Source organism: Halomonas sp. 25-S5 (assembly GCF_029889845.1).
Taxonomy (GTDB): Bacteria; Pseudomonadota; Gammaproteobacteria; order Pseudomonadales; family Halomonadaceae; genus Halomonas.
Genome location: NZ_JARANV010000007.1, coordinates 48,628 through 63,509, shown reverse-complemented (window position 1 = coordinate 63,509; position 14,882 = coordinate 48,628). Strand labels below are relative to the sequence as shown.

15 protein-coding genes and 1 pseudogene are annotated in these 14,882 nt (G+C 65.1%); 8 read left to right on the top strand and 8 right to left on the bottom strand.

Translation table 11 applies throughout. The annotated features are described in order from the left end of the window. Positions 1-140: 140 nt before the first annotated feature. Positions 141-845 (top strand): RNA polymerase sigma factor FliA, encoded by a 705-nt coding sequence (locus OP498_RS07175; protein WP_280549479.1) that lies wholly within the window; start codon positions 141-143, stop codon positions 843-845. Between the two features lie 46 nt (positions 846-891). Here OP498_RS07175 and OP498_RS07170 read toward each other — a convergent pair whose 3' ends face one another. After that, the gene (locus OP498_RS07170; RefSeq protein ID WP_280553060.1) at positions 892-2,082 is read right to left on the bottom strand and encodes an HDOD domain-containing protein; all 1,191 of its coding nucleotides are present in this window, start codon (positions 2,080-2,082) and stop codon (positions 892-894) included. A gap of 190 nt (positions 2,083-2,272) precedes the next feature. On the opposite strand from OP498_RS07170, the gene OP498_RS07165 reads away from it, so the two are divergent. The 7 genes from OP498_RS07165 to OP498_RS07135 all read left to right on the top strand — a co-directional run bounded on the left by OP498_RS07165 (position 2,273) and on the right by OP498_RS07135 (position 9,032). Then, positions 2,273-3,094: a MotA/TolQ/ExbB proton channel family protein gene (locus tag OP498_RS07165; protein ID WP_280553059.1), complete on the top strand. Its 822-nt coding sequence runs from the start codon at positions 2,273-2,275 to the stop codon at positions 3,092-3,094. After that, positions 3,087-3,782, top strand: a complete 696-nt coding sequence (locus tag OP498_RS07160; protein ID WP_280553058.1) for an OmpA family protein — start codon at positions 3,087-3,089, stop codon at positions 3,780-3,782. The genes OP498_RS07165 and OP498_RS07160 overlap by 8 nt, the downstream gene beginning before the upstream one ends. A gap of 34 nt (positions 3,783-3,816) precedes the next feature. Continuing rightward, a complete protein-coding gene (locus OP498_RS07155; RefSeq protein ID WP_280553057.1) occupies positions 3,817-4,620 on the top strand; it encodes an EAL domain-containing protein in 804 nt (267 codons plus the stop codon). 274 nt (positions 4,621-4,894) lie between these two features. Continuing rightward, positions 4,895-5,611: an amino acid ABC transporter substrate-binding protein gene (locus OP498_RS07150; RefSeq protein ID WP_280553130.1), complete on the top strand. Its 717-nt coding sequence runs from the start codon at positions 4,895-4,897 to the stop codon at positions 5,609-5,611. A 17-nt stretch (positions 5,612-5,628) separates the two neighbouring features. Beyond that, the gene (locus OP498_RS07145; RefSeq protein WP_280553056.1) at positions 5,629-6,303 is read left to right on the top strand and encodes an amino acid ABC transporter permease; all 675 of its coding nucleotides are present in this window, start codon (positions 5,629-5,631) and stop codon (positions 6,301-6,303) included. Next, the gene (locus OP498_RS07140) at positions 6,300-7,061 is read left to right on the top strand and encodes an amino acid ABC transporter ATP-binding protein (protein WP_280553054.1); all 762 of its coding nucleotides are present in this window, start codon (positions 6,300-6,302) and stop codon (positions 7,059-7,061) included. The genes OP498_RS07145 and OP498_RS07140 overlap by 4 nt, the downstream gene beginning before the upstream one ends. A 345-nt stretch (positions 7,062-7,406) precedes the next feature. Beyond that, the gene (locus OP498_RS07135) at positions 7,407-9,032 is read left to right on the top strand and encodes a ribonuclease J (RefSeq protein ID WP_280553053.1); all 1,626 of its coding nucleotides are present in this window, start codon (positions 7,407-7,409) and stop codon (positions 9,030-9,032) included. A 274-nt stretch (positions 9,033-9,306) separates the two neighbouring features. On the opposite strand, the gene OP498_RS07130 is transcribed toward OP498_RS07135, so the two are convergent. From OP498_RS07130 to mobA, 7 genes and pseudogenes are all read right to left on the bottom strand, one after another. Next, complete coding sequence (locus OP498_RS07130) at positions 9,307-9,597, bottom strand: hypothetical protein (protein WP_280549490.1); 291 nt, start codon at positions 9,595-9,597, stop codon at positions 9,307-9,309. A 345-nt stretch (positions 9,598-9,942) separates the two neighbouring features. Then, positions 9,943-10,935, bottom strand: a complete 993-nt coding sequence (moaA, locus tag OP498_RS07125) for a GTP 3',8-cyclase MoaA (RefSeq protein WP_280553051.1) — start codon at positions 10,933-10,935, stop codon at positions 9,943-9,945. Beyond that, entirely contained in the window at positions 10,935-11,387 is a 453-nt protein-coding gene (moaE, locus tag OP498_RS07120; protein WP_280549493.1) for a molybdopterin synthase catalytic subunit MoaE, read from the bottom strand. The genes moaA and moaE overlap by 1 nt, the downstream gene beginning before the upstream one ends. Before the next feature lie 3 nt (positions 11,388-11,390). Further along, on the bottom strand, positions 11,391-12,251 hold the full coding sequence (moaC, locus tag OP498_RS07115) for a cyclic pyranopterin monophosphate synthase MoaC (RefSeq protein ID WP_280549495.1): 861 nt from the start codon (positions 12,249-12,251) through the stop codon (positions 11,391-11,393). 13 nt (positions 12,252-12,264) lie between these two features. Then, complete coding sequence (gene glp, locus OP498_RS07110) at positions 12,265-13,518, bottom strand: gephyrin-like molybdotransferase Glp (protein WP_280553050.1); 1,254 nt, start codon at positions 13,516-13,518, stop codon at positions 12,265-12,267. Then, entirely contained in the window at positions 13,515-14,111 is a 597-nt protein-coding gene (mobB, locus tag OP498_RS07105; protein WP_280553129.1) for a molybdopterin-guanine dinucleotide biosynthesis protein B, read from the bottom strand. The genes glp and mobB overlap by 4 nt, the downstream gene beginning before the upstream one ends. A gap of 3 nt (positions 14,112-14,114) precedes the next feature. Beyond that, positions 14,115-14,696 (bottom strand): annotated as a pseudogene (mobA, locus tag OP498_RS07100) (molybdenum cofactor guanylyltransferase MobA); the annotation flags it as partial. Between the last annotated feature and the right edge of the window lie 186 nt (positions 14,697-14,882).

Here is a 14,882-nt window from a genome sequence, read left to right as displayed (position 1 = left end):
TTCCGCTTCTCCCTACCGGAGGGGCATCCTCCAGTGACGGTAAGTGGGCTTCAGGTGATAGTGAACCATCGGTAAAAACGAATCCGACAACACCACCCGAACAAGCAGGTGGTACTGCTGACCAGCTGTGAGGCAAGAGGATGTATACGGCACAAGGGAAGATCGATCAGGGAGAACTGCTGACAGAGTACCTGCCCATGGTGCGCCGTCAGGCACTCGCCCTGCAGGTACGACTGCCAGCCAGCATCGAGTTGGACGACCTGATTCAGGCCGGCACTGTCGGGTTGCTGGAAGCCATGGGTCGATTCAACTCGGGTAAGGGCGCAAGCTTTGCGACCTTCGCCAACCAGCGTATCCGCGGTGCCATGCTGGACGAGCTACGCAGCCGGGACTGGCTGCCACGCAGCGTTCGGCGCAGCGCCAGGGCCGTTGATGAAGCAGTGCGGCGATTGGAGCAGCATCTGGGGCGACCACCCGAGGAGACGGAAATCGCGACGGAGCTCGAGATGCCCCTGGCGGACTATCGGCGCCTGCTTAACGATACCAACAGTGGCCAGCTGCTGCCCTTCGAGGAACTGATGGCCGAAGGGGGAGAGTCTCGGCTTGAAAGCCGAGCCCTGGAAAGCCCGTTCTCCCGGCTGGTGGATCAGGAAAAACGGGAGCAGATCATCGAGGCCATCGAGGCGCTGCCCGAGCGTGAGACGCTGCTCATGGCGCTCTACTACCAGGAAGAGCTCAACCTGAAGGAGATCGGGGCAGTGCTGGGCGTATCGGAATCGCGAGTCTGCCAGCTGCACAGCCAGGCGGTCAGCCGCCTGCGGGCAAGGCTCTACGAGCCCAGCTGACGCCGCGCTCTCCGGGATGGAAATGGCGGCACGTCACCCGGCGGCGCTAGAAGCGCCCCATCAGGGTGGCGGTCCTCTCCAGGGCCTCGAGATAGCATTCCTGCAGCCGTTCGGCGGTGTGGTCAGGCGTGTTGCCCGCCAGCTGCTGCTCATGCTCCTCGCAGATCGCCAGGATGGCTCCCAAGTGGCCCTCGTGATGCTCAAGGGCCCGAAGGATGGCGTCGTCGAGCGGCAGCTGGGCCAGCAGGGTGGCCTGATCCTCATCCAGCAGCGCCGCCATCATCGAAAACAGGCCCGTGGTGAACGCGTCCTCAGGATCGATATTGCGGAAGGGCTCGGCCAGGTTCTGGCACATGTAGGCGCGGATCAATGCCAGCCTCACCGTGATGCGCGATGACGGCATCTCGCTGGCCAGCGAGATCGTCATCACCAGCCGGCGCAACTCGTTGAGGCCGATCACCTGCATCGCGCGTCGCAGATCAGATTGCTGGTGGCTCTGGCCGAAATAGCTGGAGTTGGCTCGGCGCAGGATCGCCACATGCAGGTGCGGCATCTGCAGGAGAAGGTCATGAAGACGATGAAGGTCGGCGTCCTCACGATAGAGCTCGTTGATCAGCCTCAACTGGGCGGCACGATTGCCGTGGCGCCCTCGCGGCCTGGAAGCGTGATAGTGGGGCTCTGAGAGATAGCGGCCATTGATGTAGTCGCAGCCGGCGGCCAGGCATTGCTCAAGCTGCTCATGGTCCTGGATATGCTCTGCCAGCAACCGATACCCCTTCGCCTTGAGGGTGTCCAGCCGCTCGAGGTCAAGGGCCTGGGAGGCATCAATCTCGATGATGTCAGCCACGGCTTGCAGGTCGGACCCCATGGCCTGAGGCGCGGGGTCGGGCACGGCGATGCGGTAATTCCGCTCGCGGATACTGCGCAGGCTCTCCGCCAGCTCCGGCGTGATCTCGAGGCCCCGGGGCAGGCCGATGACCACCTGGTAGGGTGGCGTCGGCAACAGGTCGAGGCGTACCAGCCACTCCGCGGGAAGCTCGATGAAGAGCTCACGGGACTGCCGCTCGTCCAGTTCATACAGGACGCTGCTCAGGGCCTTCGCCGTGCGGCTCACCGGATCATCAGGATCGCGGTCATGGTGCTGATAGATGAGGCGGTCGGCCACATGCTCATACTCGACGTCGTGAATCGGATGCATGGCTATGGTGAAGCGATCCGTCTCTTCTCGCCCTGTCATGATGTATCACTCCCTGCGATGCCTACCTGCTCTGCGGGCGGTGGAGTGCCATTCTCGGCAGGCTTGGGTGGCCCCAAGGGTATCACCCTCTTTCTCGGCTGTCCGCGCCCTGGAGCAGCAACATTAAAGTATCCTGCACGGCGTCCGATAACTGAAGTATGCGAATGCACTCTACGGTCAGGAGCCGTTCATGAACCCCTCGACACTGATCGGAATACTGGCCAGCTGCGTGCTGCTCGCCAGCGTCCTGCTCTTTACCGCCGAATCACCACAAAGCTTCATCAACCTCCCGGGACTCGGCATCGTCGTGGCCGGCACCCTGGCCGCGACCTTCATCAGCTACCCCCTCAAGGAGGTGCTGAGGGTAGTGCGACTGGTCGCCATCGTATTCCGTCGAGAGAACACCTATATCCGCGATGACATCAGCGAGCTGGTCGATATGTCCCGGCTGTGGCTGAAGGGTGACGTCCGCGCGGTGGAGGCGTCCCTGGAGCAGACACGCAACCCCTTTCTGCGTACCGGCATCCAGCTGGTGATCGCCAATACCAAGGAGGACGAGATCTTCGACCTGCTTCGCTGGCGGATCTCCCGGCTCAAGGCCCGCGAGCACGCCGAAGCACAGATCTTCCGCACCATGGCCAACTACGCACCTGCCTTCGGGATGATCGGAACGCTGGTGGGTCTGGTCAACATGCTGGAAGTCATGGAGGCAGGTGACTTGAACGTGATCGGCCCCAGGATGGCCGTTGCCCTGCTCACCACCTTCTACGGCATTCTGCTGGCCAACCTGATCTTCAAGCCGATTGCGGTGAAGCTCGAGCGTCGCACCGAGGAGCGCCTGATTGCGATGAACATGGTGCTCGAGGGCATCTCGCTGATCACCAAGCGTCGCCTGCCATCGTTCATCGAAGAGACCCTGAATTCTTTCGTCGCCAACTATCATGACGAGATTCGTGACCCGGAGCCTCCCGCCCGGCAGCGTGACAGCAGTGAGACCAGCCAGCATGCGTGACCGGGACATCCGCCAGGCACTCAGCCCACCCAGCCAGGGTGACGGAGACAGTGAGAGTTGGCTGATGAGCTACTTGGACGTCCTCACCTTGCTGATCACCCTTTTCGTCCTTCTCCTTTCGATGACAGGCAAAGGCCAGGCCACCAGTGGCAACCAGCTCCCCGGCCAGGCAATGCCATCGGTATCTCCCCAGGCTCAATCTGCCTCCATCGCTGCCGCTACCGGCGTTGCCCCAATGACCTCCGGCCTGAGGCCTCGTCACGAGGGCCTGCAGCCGCGTTTCAAAGGACTGGAGATTGAGGGTGTCAGCGTTGCCGAGGGCGACAGAGGGATCACGCTACGCATCGACAATAACCTGCTGTTTGCCAGTGGGCAGGACAGGCTGACTCCTCGGGGACGGATAGTCCTGCAAGGACTGATGGAGACTCTTCTGACATTCGATGGGCGAATATCGGTCGAGGGGCATACCGACAACATTCCTATCTCCACGAAACGCTTCCCCTCCAACTGGGAGCTCTCCACCGGCCGTGCCATCTCGGTACTGCGCTACCTTGCATCGGCCGGTCTACCCGAGGGGCGTCTGCGTGCCATCGGCTATGCCGATACCCAACCTCTTGAGAACAACGAGACAAGCAGTGGACGTGCGGCCAACCGTCGTGTCGAGCTATTGCTCACCAGCGGCGGATGAAGAAACCGATAAGCTGTTGTAAAAAGGACAATATATGAGTCATTGCGCAAGGGCTGAGGGACACTGCGGAAGGTGCATAGGGGAACTCCCTTTCGACTTCACAATGGCGTTTCAGCCGATCGTTGACATCAGTGAAGCACAGATCACCACCTATGAAGCGCTCGTGCGCGGCCCGCGGGGCGAGTCGGCATGGAGCATACTCTCCCAGGTAACCGACGACCTGCTTTACCGTTTCGACCAGGCCTGCCGCGTCCGTGCCATCGAGCTGGCAAGCAGGCTCGGCATGAAGCAAAACCTATCGATCAACTTTTTACCCAACGCCGTCTATGAGCCCGAGGCGTGCATCCAGGCCACGCTTGATGTTTGTCATCGCGTAGGATGGCCGACCAATCGACTTGTCTTCGAGTTCACCGAGACAGAACGCGTCACAGACCGGCACCACCTGAACCGGATCATCGAGAGCTACCGATCCATGGGGTTCGCGACTGCCTTGGACGACTTCGGCAACGGCTATGCCAACCTGGACCTGCTCACCGACCTGAAACCCGACCGGCTGAAGATCGATCGAGAGCTGGTGATGGGGTGCCACCACGACATCCGACGACAGGCACTGATCCGCGCGGTCAAGGGCCTCGGAGACGAGCTGGGGGTACTGCTGATCGCAGAAGGTGTCGAGACCCGCGGCGAAGCCTTGTGGCTAGCAGGCATGGGCATTACACGCCAGCAGGGGTATTACTACGCACGGCCTGCGCTCGAGTCTCTGGGACCGGATCTGAGGCCCATGCTGGCTCGCCTCAGAGCAGCGACCGACGCGAATAGTCTGAATCAAGTGAATTGAGCACTCGGAGCAACACTTCCACATCCAAGGGGAGTCGACATTCGGTCATCCCCTTTCGCATAGGCAGCATGACGGCTTACCACACCGAACCTACCCGGCGGCCTACCCCTGCATAGCTCATAACCAAAGGCTATTGGAAAAACGTTTTCTTATTCCCTAGTGTATTTATCCATCAACGACACGAACGCCGTGCCGGATTTCCTAGTTTCAGCGAAACCACAGGAGCAATCCCATGCTCAAACGCATTGCCCTCACCGCCCTGACCGCTGGCCTGATGACCACCGGCAGCCTGGCTCAGGCCGATGATCACGCCATCAGGGTCGGCATGTCCGGCGGCTACTTCCCCTTCACCTTCGTCGAGCAGGACGAGCTCCAGGGCTTCGAGGTGGATGTCATGGAAGCCGTGGCCGAGGAGATGGACGTCGAGGTCGAGTTCGTCACGGCGAACTTCTCGGGGCTGTTCGGCATGCTCGAGTCCGGCCGGATCGACACCATCGCCAACCAGATCACCATCACCGAGGAGCGGGCCGCCAAGTACGCCTTCACCGAGCCCTACGTCTACGACGGCGCCCAGGTCGTGGTCAAGGCGGGCAACGAAGAAGTCCAGGGTGCCGAGGACCTGAAAGGCAAGACGGTTGCCGTCAACCTCGGCTCCAACTACGAGCAGCTGCTGCGCGAACTGCCCTACGCCGACGAGATCGACATCCGGACCTACGAAAGCAACATCGAGCAGGACACCGCCCTGGGCCGCGTCGACGCCTTCGTCATGGACCGAGTGAGTGCCAGCCAGGTGATCAAGGAGAAGCCGCTGCCCCTGGCGCTGGCCGGCCAGCCGTTCTCCAAGATCCGCAATGCCCTGCCTTTCCGCGACACCGAGGAGGACCGCGCCCTGCGTGACCGGGTCGACGCCGCGCTGGCCAGCCTGCGCGAGTCGGGCAAGCTGCAGGCGATCTCGGAAGAGTGGTTCGGCACCGACATCACTCGCCCGTGAGGCGTTGAGTCGCTCCTATGCAAGTGCTCGATGTCGACTACATGCTGGGGCTGGTGCCCGTCCTGCTGCGCTACCTGCCGCTGACCCTGCAGATGGCCGCCGTGGGGATGGCGCTGGCCCTGGTGCTGGCCTGTGGCCTCGCCGTGATCCGCGTGCTGCGCATCCCGGGGCTGAACGCCGCCACCCTGCTGTTCATTTCCTTCTTTCGTGGCACGCCGCTGCTGGTGCAACTGTTCCTGTTCTACTATGGCTTGCCCCAGCTGATGGCCTTCCTGACCCAGATCAATGGCATTACCGCCACCATCATGGGCCTGACCCTGCACTTCTCGGCCTACATGGCGGAATCCATTCGCGCCGCCATCGTCGGGGTCGATCGCAGCCAGACGGAGGCGGCACTCTCCATCGGCATGACCAACGGCCAGCTGATGCGGCGCATCGTGCTGCCCCAGGCCACGCGGGTCGCGGTCCCGACGCTGATGAACTACTTCATCGACATGATCAAGGCCACCTCCCTGGCATTCACCCTGGGAGTCACCGAGCTGATGGGCGCCACCCAGAAGGAGGCCGCCGGCAGCTTTCTCTACTTCGAGGCCTTCATCACCGTGGCGGTCTTCTACTGGATCATCGTCGAGCTGCTGGCCTGGTTTCAGCGGCGTCTGGAAACCCGACTCAACAAGGCGTATCGCCGATGATCAAGGTACAGGGACTCGTCAAGCGCTTCGGCGGAACCGCCGTGCTCGACGGCATCGACCTGGCCATCGAGCAGGGCGAGATCATCGTCGTCATCGGCCCTTCAGGGACCGGCAAGTCGACGCTGTTGCGTTGCCTGAACTTCCTCGAGCGGCCGGATGCCGGCCGGCTGACCATCGGCGATCTGGATGTCGACGTCACCCGGGCCAGCCAGGCCGACATCCTGACGGCACGGCGGCGCACGGCCTTCGTGTTCCAGAACTATGCGCTGTTCGCCAACAAGACGGCGCTGGAGAACATCGCCGAGGGGCTGATCGTCGTCAACCGCTGGCCCAAGGCGAAGGCCCATGCGCGGGCCAGGGAGATCCTGGAACGCATCGGCCTGGCCGACAAGGCCGATGCCTACCCCGCCTCCCTGTCCGGCGGCCAACAGCAGCGGGTCGGCATCGGGCGCGCCATGGCGGCCCAGGCCGAGGTGATCCTCTTCGATGAGCCGACCTCCTCACTGGATCCGGAATGGGTCGAGGAAGTCCTGGGGTTGATGAAGCAGCTGGCCCGGGAGCGCCAGACCATGCTGGTGGTCACCCACGAGATGAGCTTCGCCCAGGACGTGGCGGACCGGGTGATCTTCATGGAGGGAGGGCGCATCGTCGAACAGGGACCACCCGGCCAGCTCTTCGGTTCACCGAAGGACCCCCGCACCCGGGACTTCCTGCGCAAGGTACTGGCGACCCAGGTAGCGCTGGACACTCCGACCTGAGCCGACTGCCTTCAAGGCTATCGCAGATGGAAGTAACGCTCGAGGCTGTTCCGGCGACAGGCCGCCGGGGAGGCGCTGTGAATACTTCCCTGTACGCTACCGATGCCATCCCTGGCATAGGACCTCCCCTTTGACCTGTCCCCGGCGCCTCTCGCTTCGGCTAACTGCGATTGCCCTGCGAATGCCTGAGGGCCGCGTTGTGGGGCCCAGCGGGCTTCCCGTATAGTGTTCGTACACTTTCCCAGGCCCGTTCCCCCGTCGATGCCACAACCACGCGTCCAGATCCGTCCTCGTCGCCGCCCTCCCCTGCATTTCCTGCCGTTGGGCGGCTGTGGCGAGATCGGCATGAACCTCAGCCTCTATGGCCTGGGTCGTGAAGAGAGGGGTCATGGGGAGAGGGGCAAGGAGGCCTGGATCGCCGTGGACTGCGGCATGATGATCCGTCAGGACCTCCCGGACAATCCACTCCAGGTACCGGATCTCTCCACCCTGGAGACACTCTCGATCCGTCCCCGGGCGCTGATCATCACCCATGGCCACGAGGATCATATCGGCGCCGCCGCCTGGCTGTGGCCCCGGTGGGGCTGCCCGATTCATGCCACCCCGCTGGCCGCCGGCCTGCTGCGGGCCAAGTTTGTCGAACGCGGGCTGGCTACCGATGCCATCCGGGTCATCGAGCCCGGCGAGGCGCTGGAGGCCGGCCCCTTCACCCTGCGCTTCCTGCCGCTGACCCACTCGATTCCCGAGAGCTGCGCGCTGCTGATCGCCGCCGGCGACCACCGGGTGCTGCACACCGGTGACTGGAAACTCGATCCCGAGCCGCTGATCGGGCCGCCGATCTCGGCCGCGACCTTTCGCGCCATCGCGCCCGTGGACCTGGTGGTGGGGGACTCCACCAACGCGCCGATGCCCGGCCACTCCCGCAGCGAGGGCGAGGTCGCCGAGGCGCTGACCCATGCCATCGCCCGCTGCGAGGGACGCGTGGTGGTGAGCTGCTTCGCCAGCAACCTGGCGCGGGTGCTGGCCATCGGCCGCGCGGCAGAGCGCTGCGGCCGCCGGGTCAGCCTGATGGGGCGCTCCATGGAGCGCATGGTGGGCGTGGCACGCCAGCTTGGCTACCTGGACGACCTGCCGCCGCTGGTACCGGTGACCGACCTCGGCTATCTGCCGCCGGAAGAAGTGCTGGTGATCGCCACTGGCAGCCAAGGCGAACCGCGGGCCGCGCTGTCCCGCCTCTCCCGAGGCCGCCATTCCCACTTCGAGCTGATGGCCGGCGACACGGTAATCTTCTCGGCCAAGGCCATCCCCGGCAACGAGCGGCTGATCGACCGCCTGAAGCGCGGCCTCAGGCACTTCAGCGTGGCCATCCTCGACGACGAGAATCACCCCGAACTGCACGCCTCGGGCCACCCGGCCCAGGACGAACTGCGCACCTTCTACGGCTGGGTGAAACCCCGCCACCTGCTGCCGGTACATGGCGAGGCTCGCCACCAGCAGGCCCACCGGGCGCTGGCCGAGGAGCTCGGCATCCAGGCACCGGTGTCGCCGGTGAACGGCGACCTGATCCGTCTGGATGCCGAGGGGCTTTCCCTGGAGGCGCGTCACCCCCAGCAGCCGCATATCATCAGCCAGGATGCGGTCTCCGCCCTGCCCGGCCTGGGCAGCGGCGACGGGGCCAACCGCTCACGCCATGGGAGTCTTTACCTGGCCATTTCGGTGGCCGCCACCGACACCGGCTGGACCCGCATCGGCCGGCTGATGCTCGACGCCAGCCAGACGAGCCCCATGGACGAGGCCGCCTTCGCCGACTGGCTGGACGACTGCCTCGAGGAGATCCAGGTGGATTCCTTGGCGGAATTGCGCCTGGCCCTGCAACCCAGGTTGCTCGGCTGGCTCGCCGATCACCTGCACCGGTTACCCGAAGTGCATCTGCAGATCCTGGCGGTGGAAGCCGAGATGCTGGGGAAGTAAGGGGAGCTTTCGCTGGTGGAAGAGAGCTTCTTGTCGCTATGAGGAAGGCAAGAATCGCGGTGCAAGTCGAAGCGTCGAACCGACCGCTCCCACAAGGGCCTCAAAGCCTACACAGGGTTGTAGGAGCACTGCTTGCAGCGCGATAGGCGGAGGGCACACCATCGCCGTGCAAGCACCGCTCCCACAAGGGCACCCCATCGCTCAGCAAGTCGAAGCAGGAGCCCTGCCCTCACCGCGCCCTGATGGCAAGGCGCGGTGACGGGAATACCCCACCTCAGGCCTTGCTGGCGTTCTTCGGTGGGCGACCGCGCTTGCGCTTGGGCTGTTCGGTCACCAGATCATCCAGGGAAAGGCCGGCTTCATTGATCTGCTCGCGGATCTCGGCGAGCTTTTTGGCCTTCTCGACTTCTTCTTCCTGGCGCTGAACTTCCTCGTCCTTCTTCTGCTCGATGACTTCTCCGATGACCTCGGCCAGCTTGCGAAGCTGTTCCATGCTCAGCTGGCGTGCCGCGGCACGAGCCACGTTCTTGTTGCGGGCGATGCGCTCCAGGGATTCGCTGGACATTGGCGGTCTCCATGCCGAATGTTGGACGGTTGCGTTGTGTAATGACACGTTGAAAGTATATGCACTTGCGACACATTGGCAAGGAAAGTCGTGGGAAAAAGCGGAAGAAAGAAAGGGAAAATTGCCACCCCCAACGGCAAGCAGCTAAGCGTGATTCACGATATCCCGAAAGGATTGCCCCTGCCAACCAGCAAACGGGCGACATCGTGATGTCGCCCGTTGTGCCATGCTGTCGGCGTAGTGCTTCGCCCTTGGGTCAGCCCCGGTGGAGGGCAACCCCGCTGGAGAAGCGCACCATGATGGGCTTGGCGGCTTGGCCGGGGTCTGACCCTGAGGGGCTGCAGTTCAGCCGCCGGTCATGTTCATGAAGCGAACCACCTGGACATCGCCGTCGGTGGTGAAGTGATGCCGCTCGGGCTTGAGCGGCATGGCGCGCACGATGGCCTGCTTCAGCGCCTCGATATCGCCGGGGTAGCGGCGCAGCACGGCGCGCAGGTCCACGGAGTGCTCGTTGCCGAGGCACAGCAGCAGACGCCCTTCCACGGTGACACGAACCCGGTTGCAGGTGTCGCAGAAGTTGTGGCTGTGGGGCGAGATGAAGCCGACCCGGGAATCGCTGTCGGGCATCATGAAGTAGCGCGACGGCCCGAGGGTCGACTCGGTGGTGGGGATCAGTTCGTGGCGGGCCTCGATGCGCGCCTGTACCTCGTCGCTGGAACAGAAGGTCTCGGCACGGGAGTGGTCCGATACGTCGCCCAGCGGCATCTCCTCGATGAAGCTGATATCGAGGCCCTCGTCACGCGCGAAATCGACGAGGTCCAGTACTTCGTCGTCGTTGCGTCCCTTGAGGATCACGGCATTGAGCTTGATGCGCTCGAAACCGGCATCACGCGCGGCACGAATGCCGTCGATGACCTTGTGCAGGTCGCCGGTGCGGGTGAGATGACGGAAGCGCTCGGGATCCAGGGAGTCGAGGCTGATATTGAGACGCTTGAGCCCTCCCTCGCGCAGGCGAGCGGCGAATTTGGGCAGGCTGGCGCCATTGGTGGTCATGGCAAAGTCCTTGAGCCCCGGCAGCGCCCCGATATCACCGACGAGACGATCGATATCACGCCGCACCAGCGGTTCGCCCCCGGTCAGGCGGACCTTCTCCACGCCCATCTCGGTGAAGGCCCGGGCGACCATCGCCAGTTCCTCCAGGGTCAGCACCTGGGCACGCGGCAGGAAGGTCATCTCCTCACTCATGCAGTAGACGCAGCGAAAATCGCAGCGATCGGTGACCGAGATGCGCACGTAGCGCACTCGCCTGCCGAAGTCGTCGATCAGCTCATCGGTCATCAAGACATCTCCCAGCGACGGGCATCATGATGGTCCCCGTCGCGCTCCGAAACCCAGTAGTCCCCGCTGGCGGTATGCTCCTTCTTCCAGAAAGGCGCGCGGGTCTTGAGGTAATCCATGATGAAGTCGCAGGCCTCGAAGGCGGCGCGTCGATGGGCGCTGGCGACCACTACCAATACGATAGGGTCTGAGGGGGCGAGGCGTCCAATCCGGTGGATCACGGTCACACCCTGAAGCGGCCAGCGAGCCCGCGCTTGCTCGACGATCTCGCCGAGGGCCGCCTCGGTCATGCCTGGATAGTGCTCCAGGGTCAGCGCCTGGACCTCGGGGCGCTCGTTGAAGTCACGCACCAGGCCGGTGAAGCTCACCACCGCCCCGATGTCGCTGCGCCCCTCGAGCAGGGCGCGCTGTTCAGCGCCAGCATCGAAGTGGCTTTCCTGCACGCGGATCATCGCTCAGCCTCCGGTCACCGGGGGAAAGAAGGCGACCTCGTCGTTGTCGGTCAGCGGCGTGGCATCGCCGGCCATCACCTGATTGACGGCACACAGGACGCGGCCCTGATCGAGGCCTTCGAAACGTGGATCCATCGCCTTGAGCGCGGTCTTGAGGCCGGCCACGTCGGAACTCGGCAAGCGATCAAAGGGGACCGAGACATCGCCGATGCCGAGACGCTCACGCAGTTCGGCCAGGCACTTGACGAGGATGCAGGGCGCGGCGATGTCGCAACGCTGCCCCACCGAGACCTCGCCGGAGGCGCCCTCGCCGGTGACGATCGGCGACGGGGCAGACTCGATGATGGAGGGCGCCACCGCTCGCTCTCCCCGGGCCTGTTCGCGCCGATAATCGCCGGACTTGCCACCGGCCTTGGTGTCGAGGTGGATGGCGCCAATTTCCATGCCCTTGTCCACGGCCTTGCACATGTCATAGAGGGTCAGGCAGGCCACCGAGACCGCGGTCAACGCCTCCATCTCCACCCCGGTCCGCCCGTTGAGGCGACAGGTGGCGGTGACATGGACACAGGACTCGGGCTCGTCGAGCGCGAAGTCGATGGCGACCTTCGACAGTGCCAGGGCATGGCAGAGCGGGATCAGCTCGTGAGTTCGCTTGGCGGCCTGGATGCCGGCGATGCGCGCCGTAGCCAGCACATCGCCCTTGGGCAGGCCACCCTCGGAGAGCAGCGCCAGGGTCTCGGGCTGCATGCGGATGAGGCCCGAGGCGCTGGCCTCGCGGCGGCTCTCCGGCTTGTCGGCGACGTCGACCATGTGGGCCTCGCCGCGGGCATTGAGATGGGTCAGTGGCTGGTTGGACAGAGGCATGGGGGTCAGCGTCTCATGGCAGTCGATGAAGGGGTTGGATGCTCACCATCTCGCCCGGGGCCGCCCCCTTGCGGTCGTCGGTGAGCTCGATCAGGCAGTTGGCCGCCACCATCGAGGACAGGATCCCGGAGCCCTGGGCGCCGGTGCTGCACACGTGCAGGCGGCCCTCGGCGTCGGCGTGGTAGCGGCCGCGCAGGAAGTCGGTGCGCCCGAGACGGCTCTTCAGGGCCTCGTCGGCGATGGCGAACAGCCGCTCGGGCTCGTGCAGCGGCCTGCCCTGCAACTTGGACAACAGCGGCGCCACGAATTGCAGGAAGGTCACCATCACCGCCACCGGGTTGCCGGGCAGCCCCAGGAAGGGCACACCCCGTTCGCCCAGCAGGCCACAGGCCAGGGGACGCCCGGGGCGGATGGCGATGCGCCAGAACGCCAGGCGGCCAACCGCCTCCAGCGCTGCGCGGGTGAAGTCGGCGTGGCCCACCGACACGCCGCCGCTGGTGATCACCATGTCGGCCCGCCCGGCGGCATCAGTCAGGGCCGCGACCATGGCTTCCCGGTCGTCGGGAAGGATGCCCAGGTCGAGCAACTCGGCACCCTGCTCGGCCAGCAGGCCGGCCAGGGTATAGCGGTTGGCATCGAAGATGCCCGCCGGGGGCAGCGGTTTCCCGGGCGCCGTCACCTCGTCGCCGGTGGAAAAGATCGCCACCCGCGGGCGACGATGCACGCTCGCATCAACCAGGCCAAGCGAGGCCAGCAGGCCCAGTTCGGCCGCCCCCAGCCGCGTACCGGCATGCAACGCCGTCTGGCCCCGGGGGATGTCCTCGCCGGCCTGGCGTACATTCTGACCGGGCCTGACGCGTTCGGGGTGATTGACCACCACCGTCTCGCCGCGCGCCTCGAGCTGCTCGAGCATGATCACTGTGTCGGCGCCCGGCGGCAGCGGCGCCCCGGTGGTGATGCGCACGCACTCGCTCTCACCCAGCGGCTCTTCACGGCGCCTGCCGGCGAGCACCTCGCCGACGACTCGCCACTCGCCGGGCCACTCGTCGTCCGCCGGCCAGGCCAGGGCGATGCCGTCCATGGCGGCATTGGTGTTCTGGGGCACGTCGATGGGCGAGACCGCGTCCTCAGCCAGCACCCGGCCGTGGAGCTCGCCCAGCGCCACTCGTTCGGCGGGCAGCGGCGCCTCGACGAGGCCGGCCAGGCGCGCGCGCGCCTCCGCCACCGGGAGCATCCGCTCGCCGAGATCGAAGCAGGAGAGCGTCATGGCGCGGCCTCCTCGCACTTGTGCTCGCGGGGCAGCTGGCGGCTCGGCCAGCGGGCTGGCCAGGCAGCAATCCAGTCGGTGAGGGCCTCGAGGTCATTGAGGTCCAGCGCTTCGACACCCTCGGGCAGCGCGAGGGAGGCGTCGCTAGCCACGGCGCGCACCCAGGGGTCCTCGGCGACGCGCAGCGACTTGCCCACCTCCGGGCGATGGAGCTCGAGCTTGGGCAGCGGCCAGGCCTTGAAGCCTTCCACCAACACCAGGTCGGGATGCTGGGGACGCACCATGTCGATGAGCTCGGCCAGATCGGCCTCCTCGCGCCCGGGGGTCTCCATCATCAGCGCCACCCGGGCGCGGGACGCCACCAGCATCGGCGAGGCGCCGGCCTGGCGCAGGCGGTGGCTGTCCTTGCCGGGCTGGTCGACATCGAAGGCGTGGTGGGCATGTTTGATCACCGCCACCCGCAGGCCCCGCGCGCCGAGGCGCGGCAGCAACTGCTCCAGCAGGGTGGTCTTGCCGGTACCGCTCCAGGCGGCGATGCCGAGCAGTGGCAGGTCGTCGTCGAAGGGGAGGCGCCGCGGTACACCATCGTTCAGGGCGCGCTCAAGCCGCTGCTTCTCGTCATCGGTATTGAGGTTGGCGAAGGCATCGGGGCAGTCGCTGACGTCCACCCGGCACCAGGCGTGGCGGGCGTACCAGCGATCGATCTTGCGCTCGCCGTCGGCCAGGGCCGCCGCCAGGTCATCAACCAGGGCGGTGCGGATCAGTGCCACCACCGGATGCAGGCGCTCGCCGTCGAAGGCCACGGCAATATCGCACTCGCCGGCCACCAGGCGTTCCACCATCCGATCCACTAGATCCCGGGGCAGGGCCGGAGTGTCGCAGGGCACCACCAGCAGCCAGGGGGTGCGCGCGGCCTGCAGGCCGCTATAAATGCCCATCAGCGGACCCTGGAAGCCGCCCTCGGCATCCTGGATCACGCGATCGGCCAGTGGGGCATAGGCCTCGGCATTGCGGTTGGCGTTGATCAGCACCTCGGCGACCCGCCCCGCCAGGCGCTCGCGAACGTGGGCTACCAGCGGGCGACCGGCGAAGGGTTCGAGCCCCTTGTCGCGACCGCCCATCCGGCGCCCCTGGCCACCGGCCAGGATCAGGCCGGTGAGGTCGTCTCGGGTGATCATCGGCTCTCCTGACGAATCGGTCATGTCGTGAGTCATGATGCCTCAGCCCGGCGGCGGGTGCCATGCCGGCCGTCCACGCTGGCGCCCTGTCCTGACGCCGGTCAAGCCGTGGCTTATCCCCGTGCCGCCAAGGAGGTACACTATGTTGAAAATATTCCACGAATGCGGCAACGGCCGCGGCAAGGA

Bases quoted from the DNA above. Each gene is read 5' to 3' on its own strand.
- OP498_RS07160 (WP_280553058.1), top strand. From the start codon at position 3,087: ATGCGTGACCGGGACATCCGCCAGGCACTCAGCCCACCCAGCCAGGGT.
- OP498_RS07165 (WP_280553059.1), top strand. From the start codon at position 2,273: ATGAACCCCTCGACACTGATCGGAATACTGGCCAGCTGCGTGCTGCTC.
- moaA (WP_280553051.1), bottom strand. From the start codon at position 10,935: ATGACCGATGAGCTGATCGACGACTTCGGCAGGCGAGTGCGCTACGTG.
- OP498_RS07145 (WP_280553056.1), top strand. From the start codon at position 5,629: ATGCAAGTGCTCGATGTCGACTACATGCTGGGGCTGGTGCCCGTCCTG.
- OP498_RS07170 (WP_280553060.1), bottom strand. From the start codon at position 2,082: ATGACAGGGCGAGAAGAGACGGATCGCTTCACCATAGCCATGCATCCG.
- OP498_RS07155 (WP_280553057.1), top strand. From the start codon at position 3,817: ATGAGTCATTGCGCAAGGGCTGAGGGACACTGCGGAAGGTGCATAGGG.
- OP498_RS07135 (WP_280553053.1), top strand. From the start codon at position 7,407: ATGAACCTCAGCCTCTATGGCCTGGGTCGTGAAGAGAGGGGTCATGGG.
- moaE (WP_280549493.1), bottom strand. From the start codon at position 11,387: ATGATCCGCGTGCAGGAAAGCCACTTCGATGCTGGCGCTGAACAGCGC.
- OP498_RS07150 (WP_280553130.1), top strand. From the start codon at position 4,895: ATGACCACCGGCAGCCTGGCTCAGGCCGATGATCACGCCATCAGGGTC.
- moaC (WP_280549495.1), bottom strand. From the start codon at position 12,251: ATGCCTCTGTCCAACCAGCCACTGACCCATCTCAATGCCCGCGGCGAG.
- glp (WP_280553050.1), bottom strand. From the start codon at position 13,518: ATGACGCTCTCCTGCTTCGATCTCGGCGAGCGGATGCTCCCGGTGGCG.
- OP498_RS07140 (WP_280553054.1), top strand. From the start codon at position 6,300: ATGATCAAGGTACAGGGACTCGTCAAGCGCTTCGGCGGAACCGCCGTG.
- OP498_RS07175 (WP_280549479.1), top strand. From the start codon at position 141: ATGTATACGGCACAAGGGAAGATCGATCAGGGAGAACTGCTGACAGAG.
- OP498_RS07130 (WP_280549490.1), bottom strand. From the start codon at position 9,597: ATGTCCAGCGAATCCCTGGAGCGCATCGCCCGCAACAAGAACGTGGCT.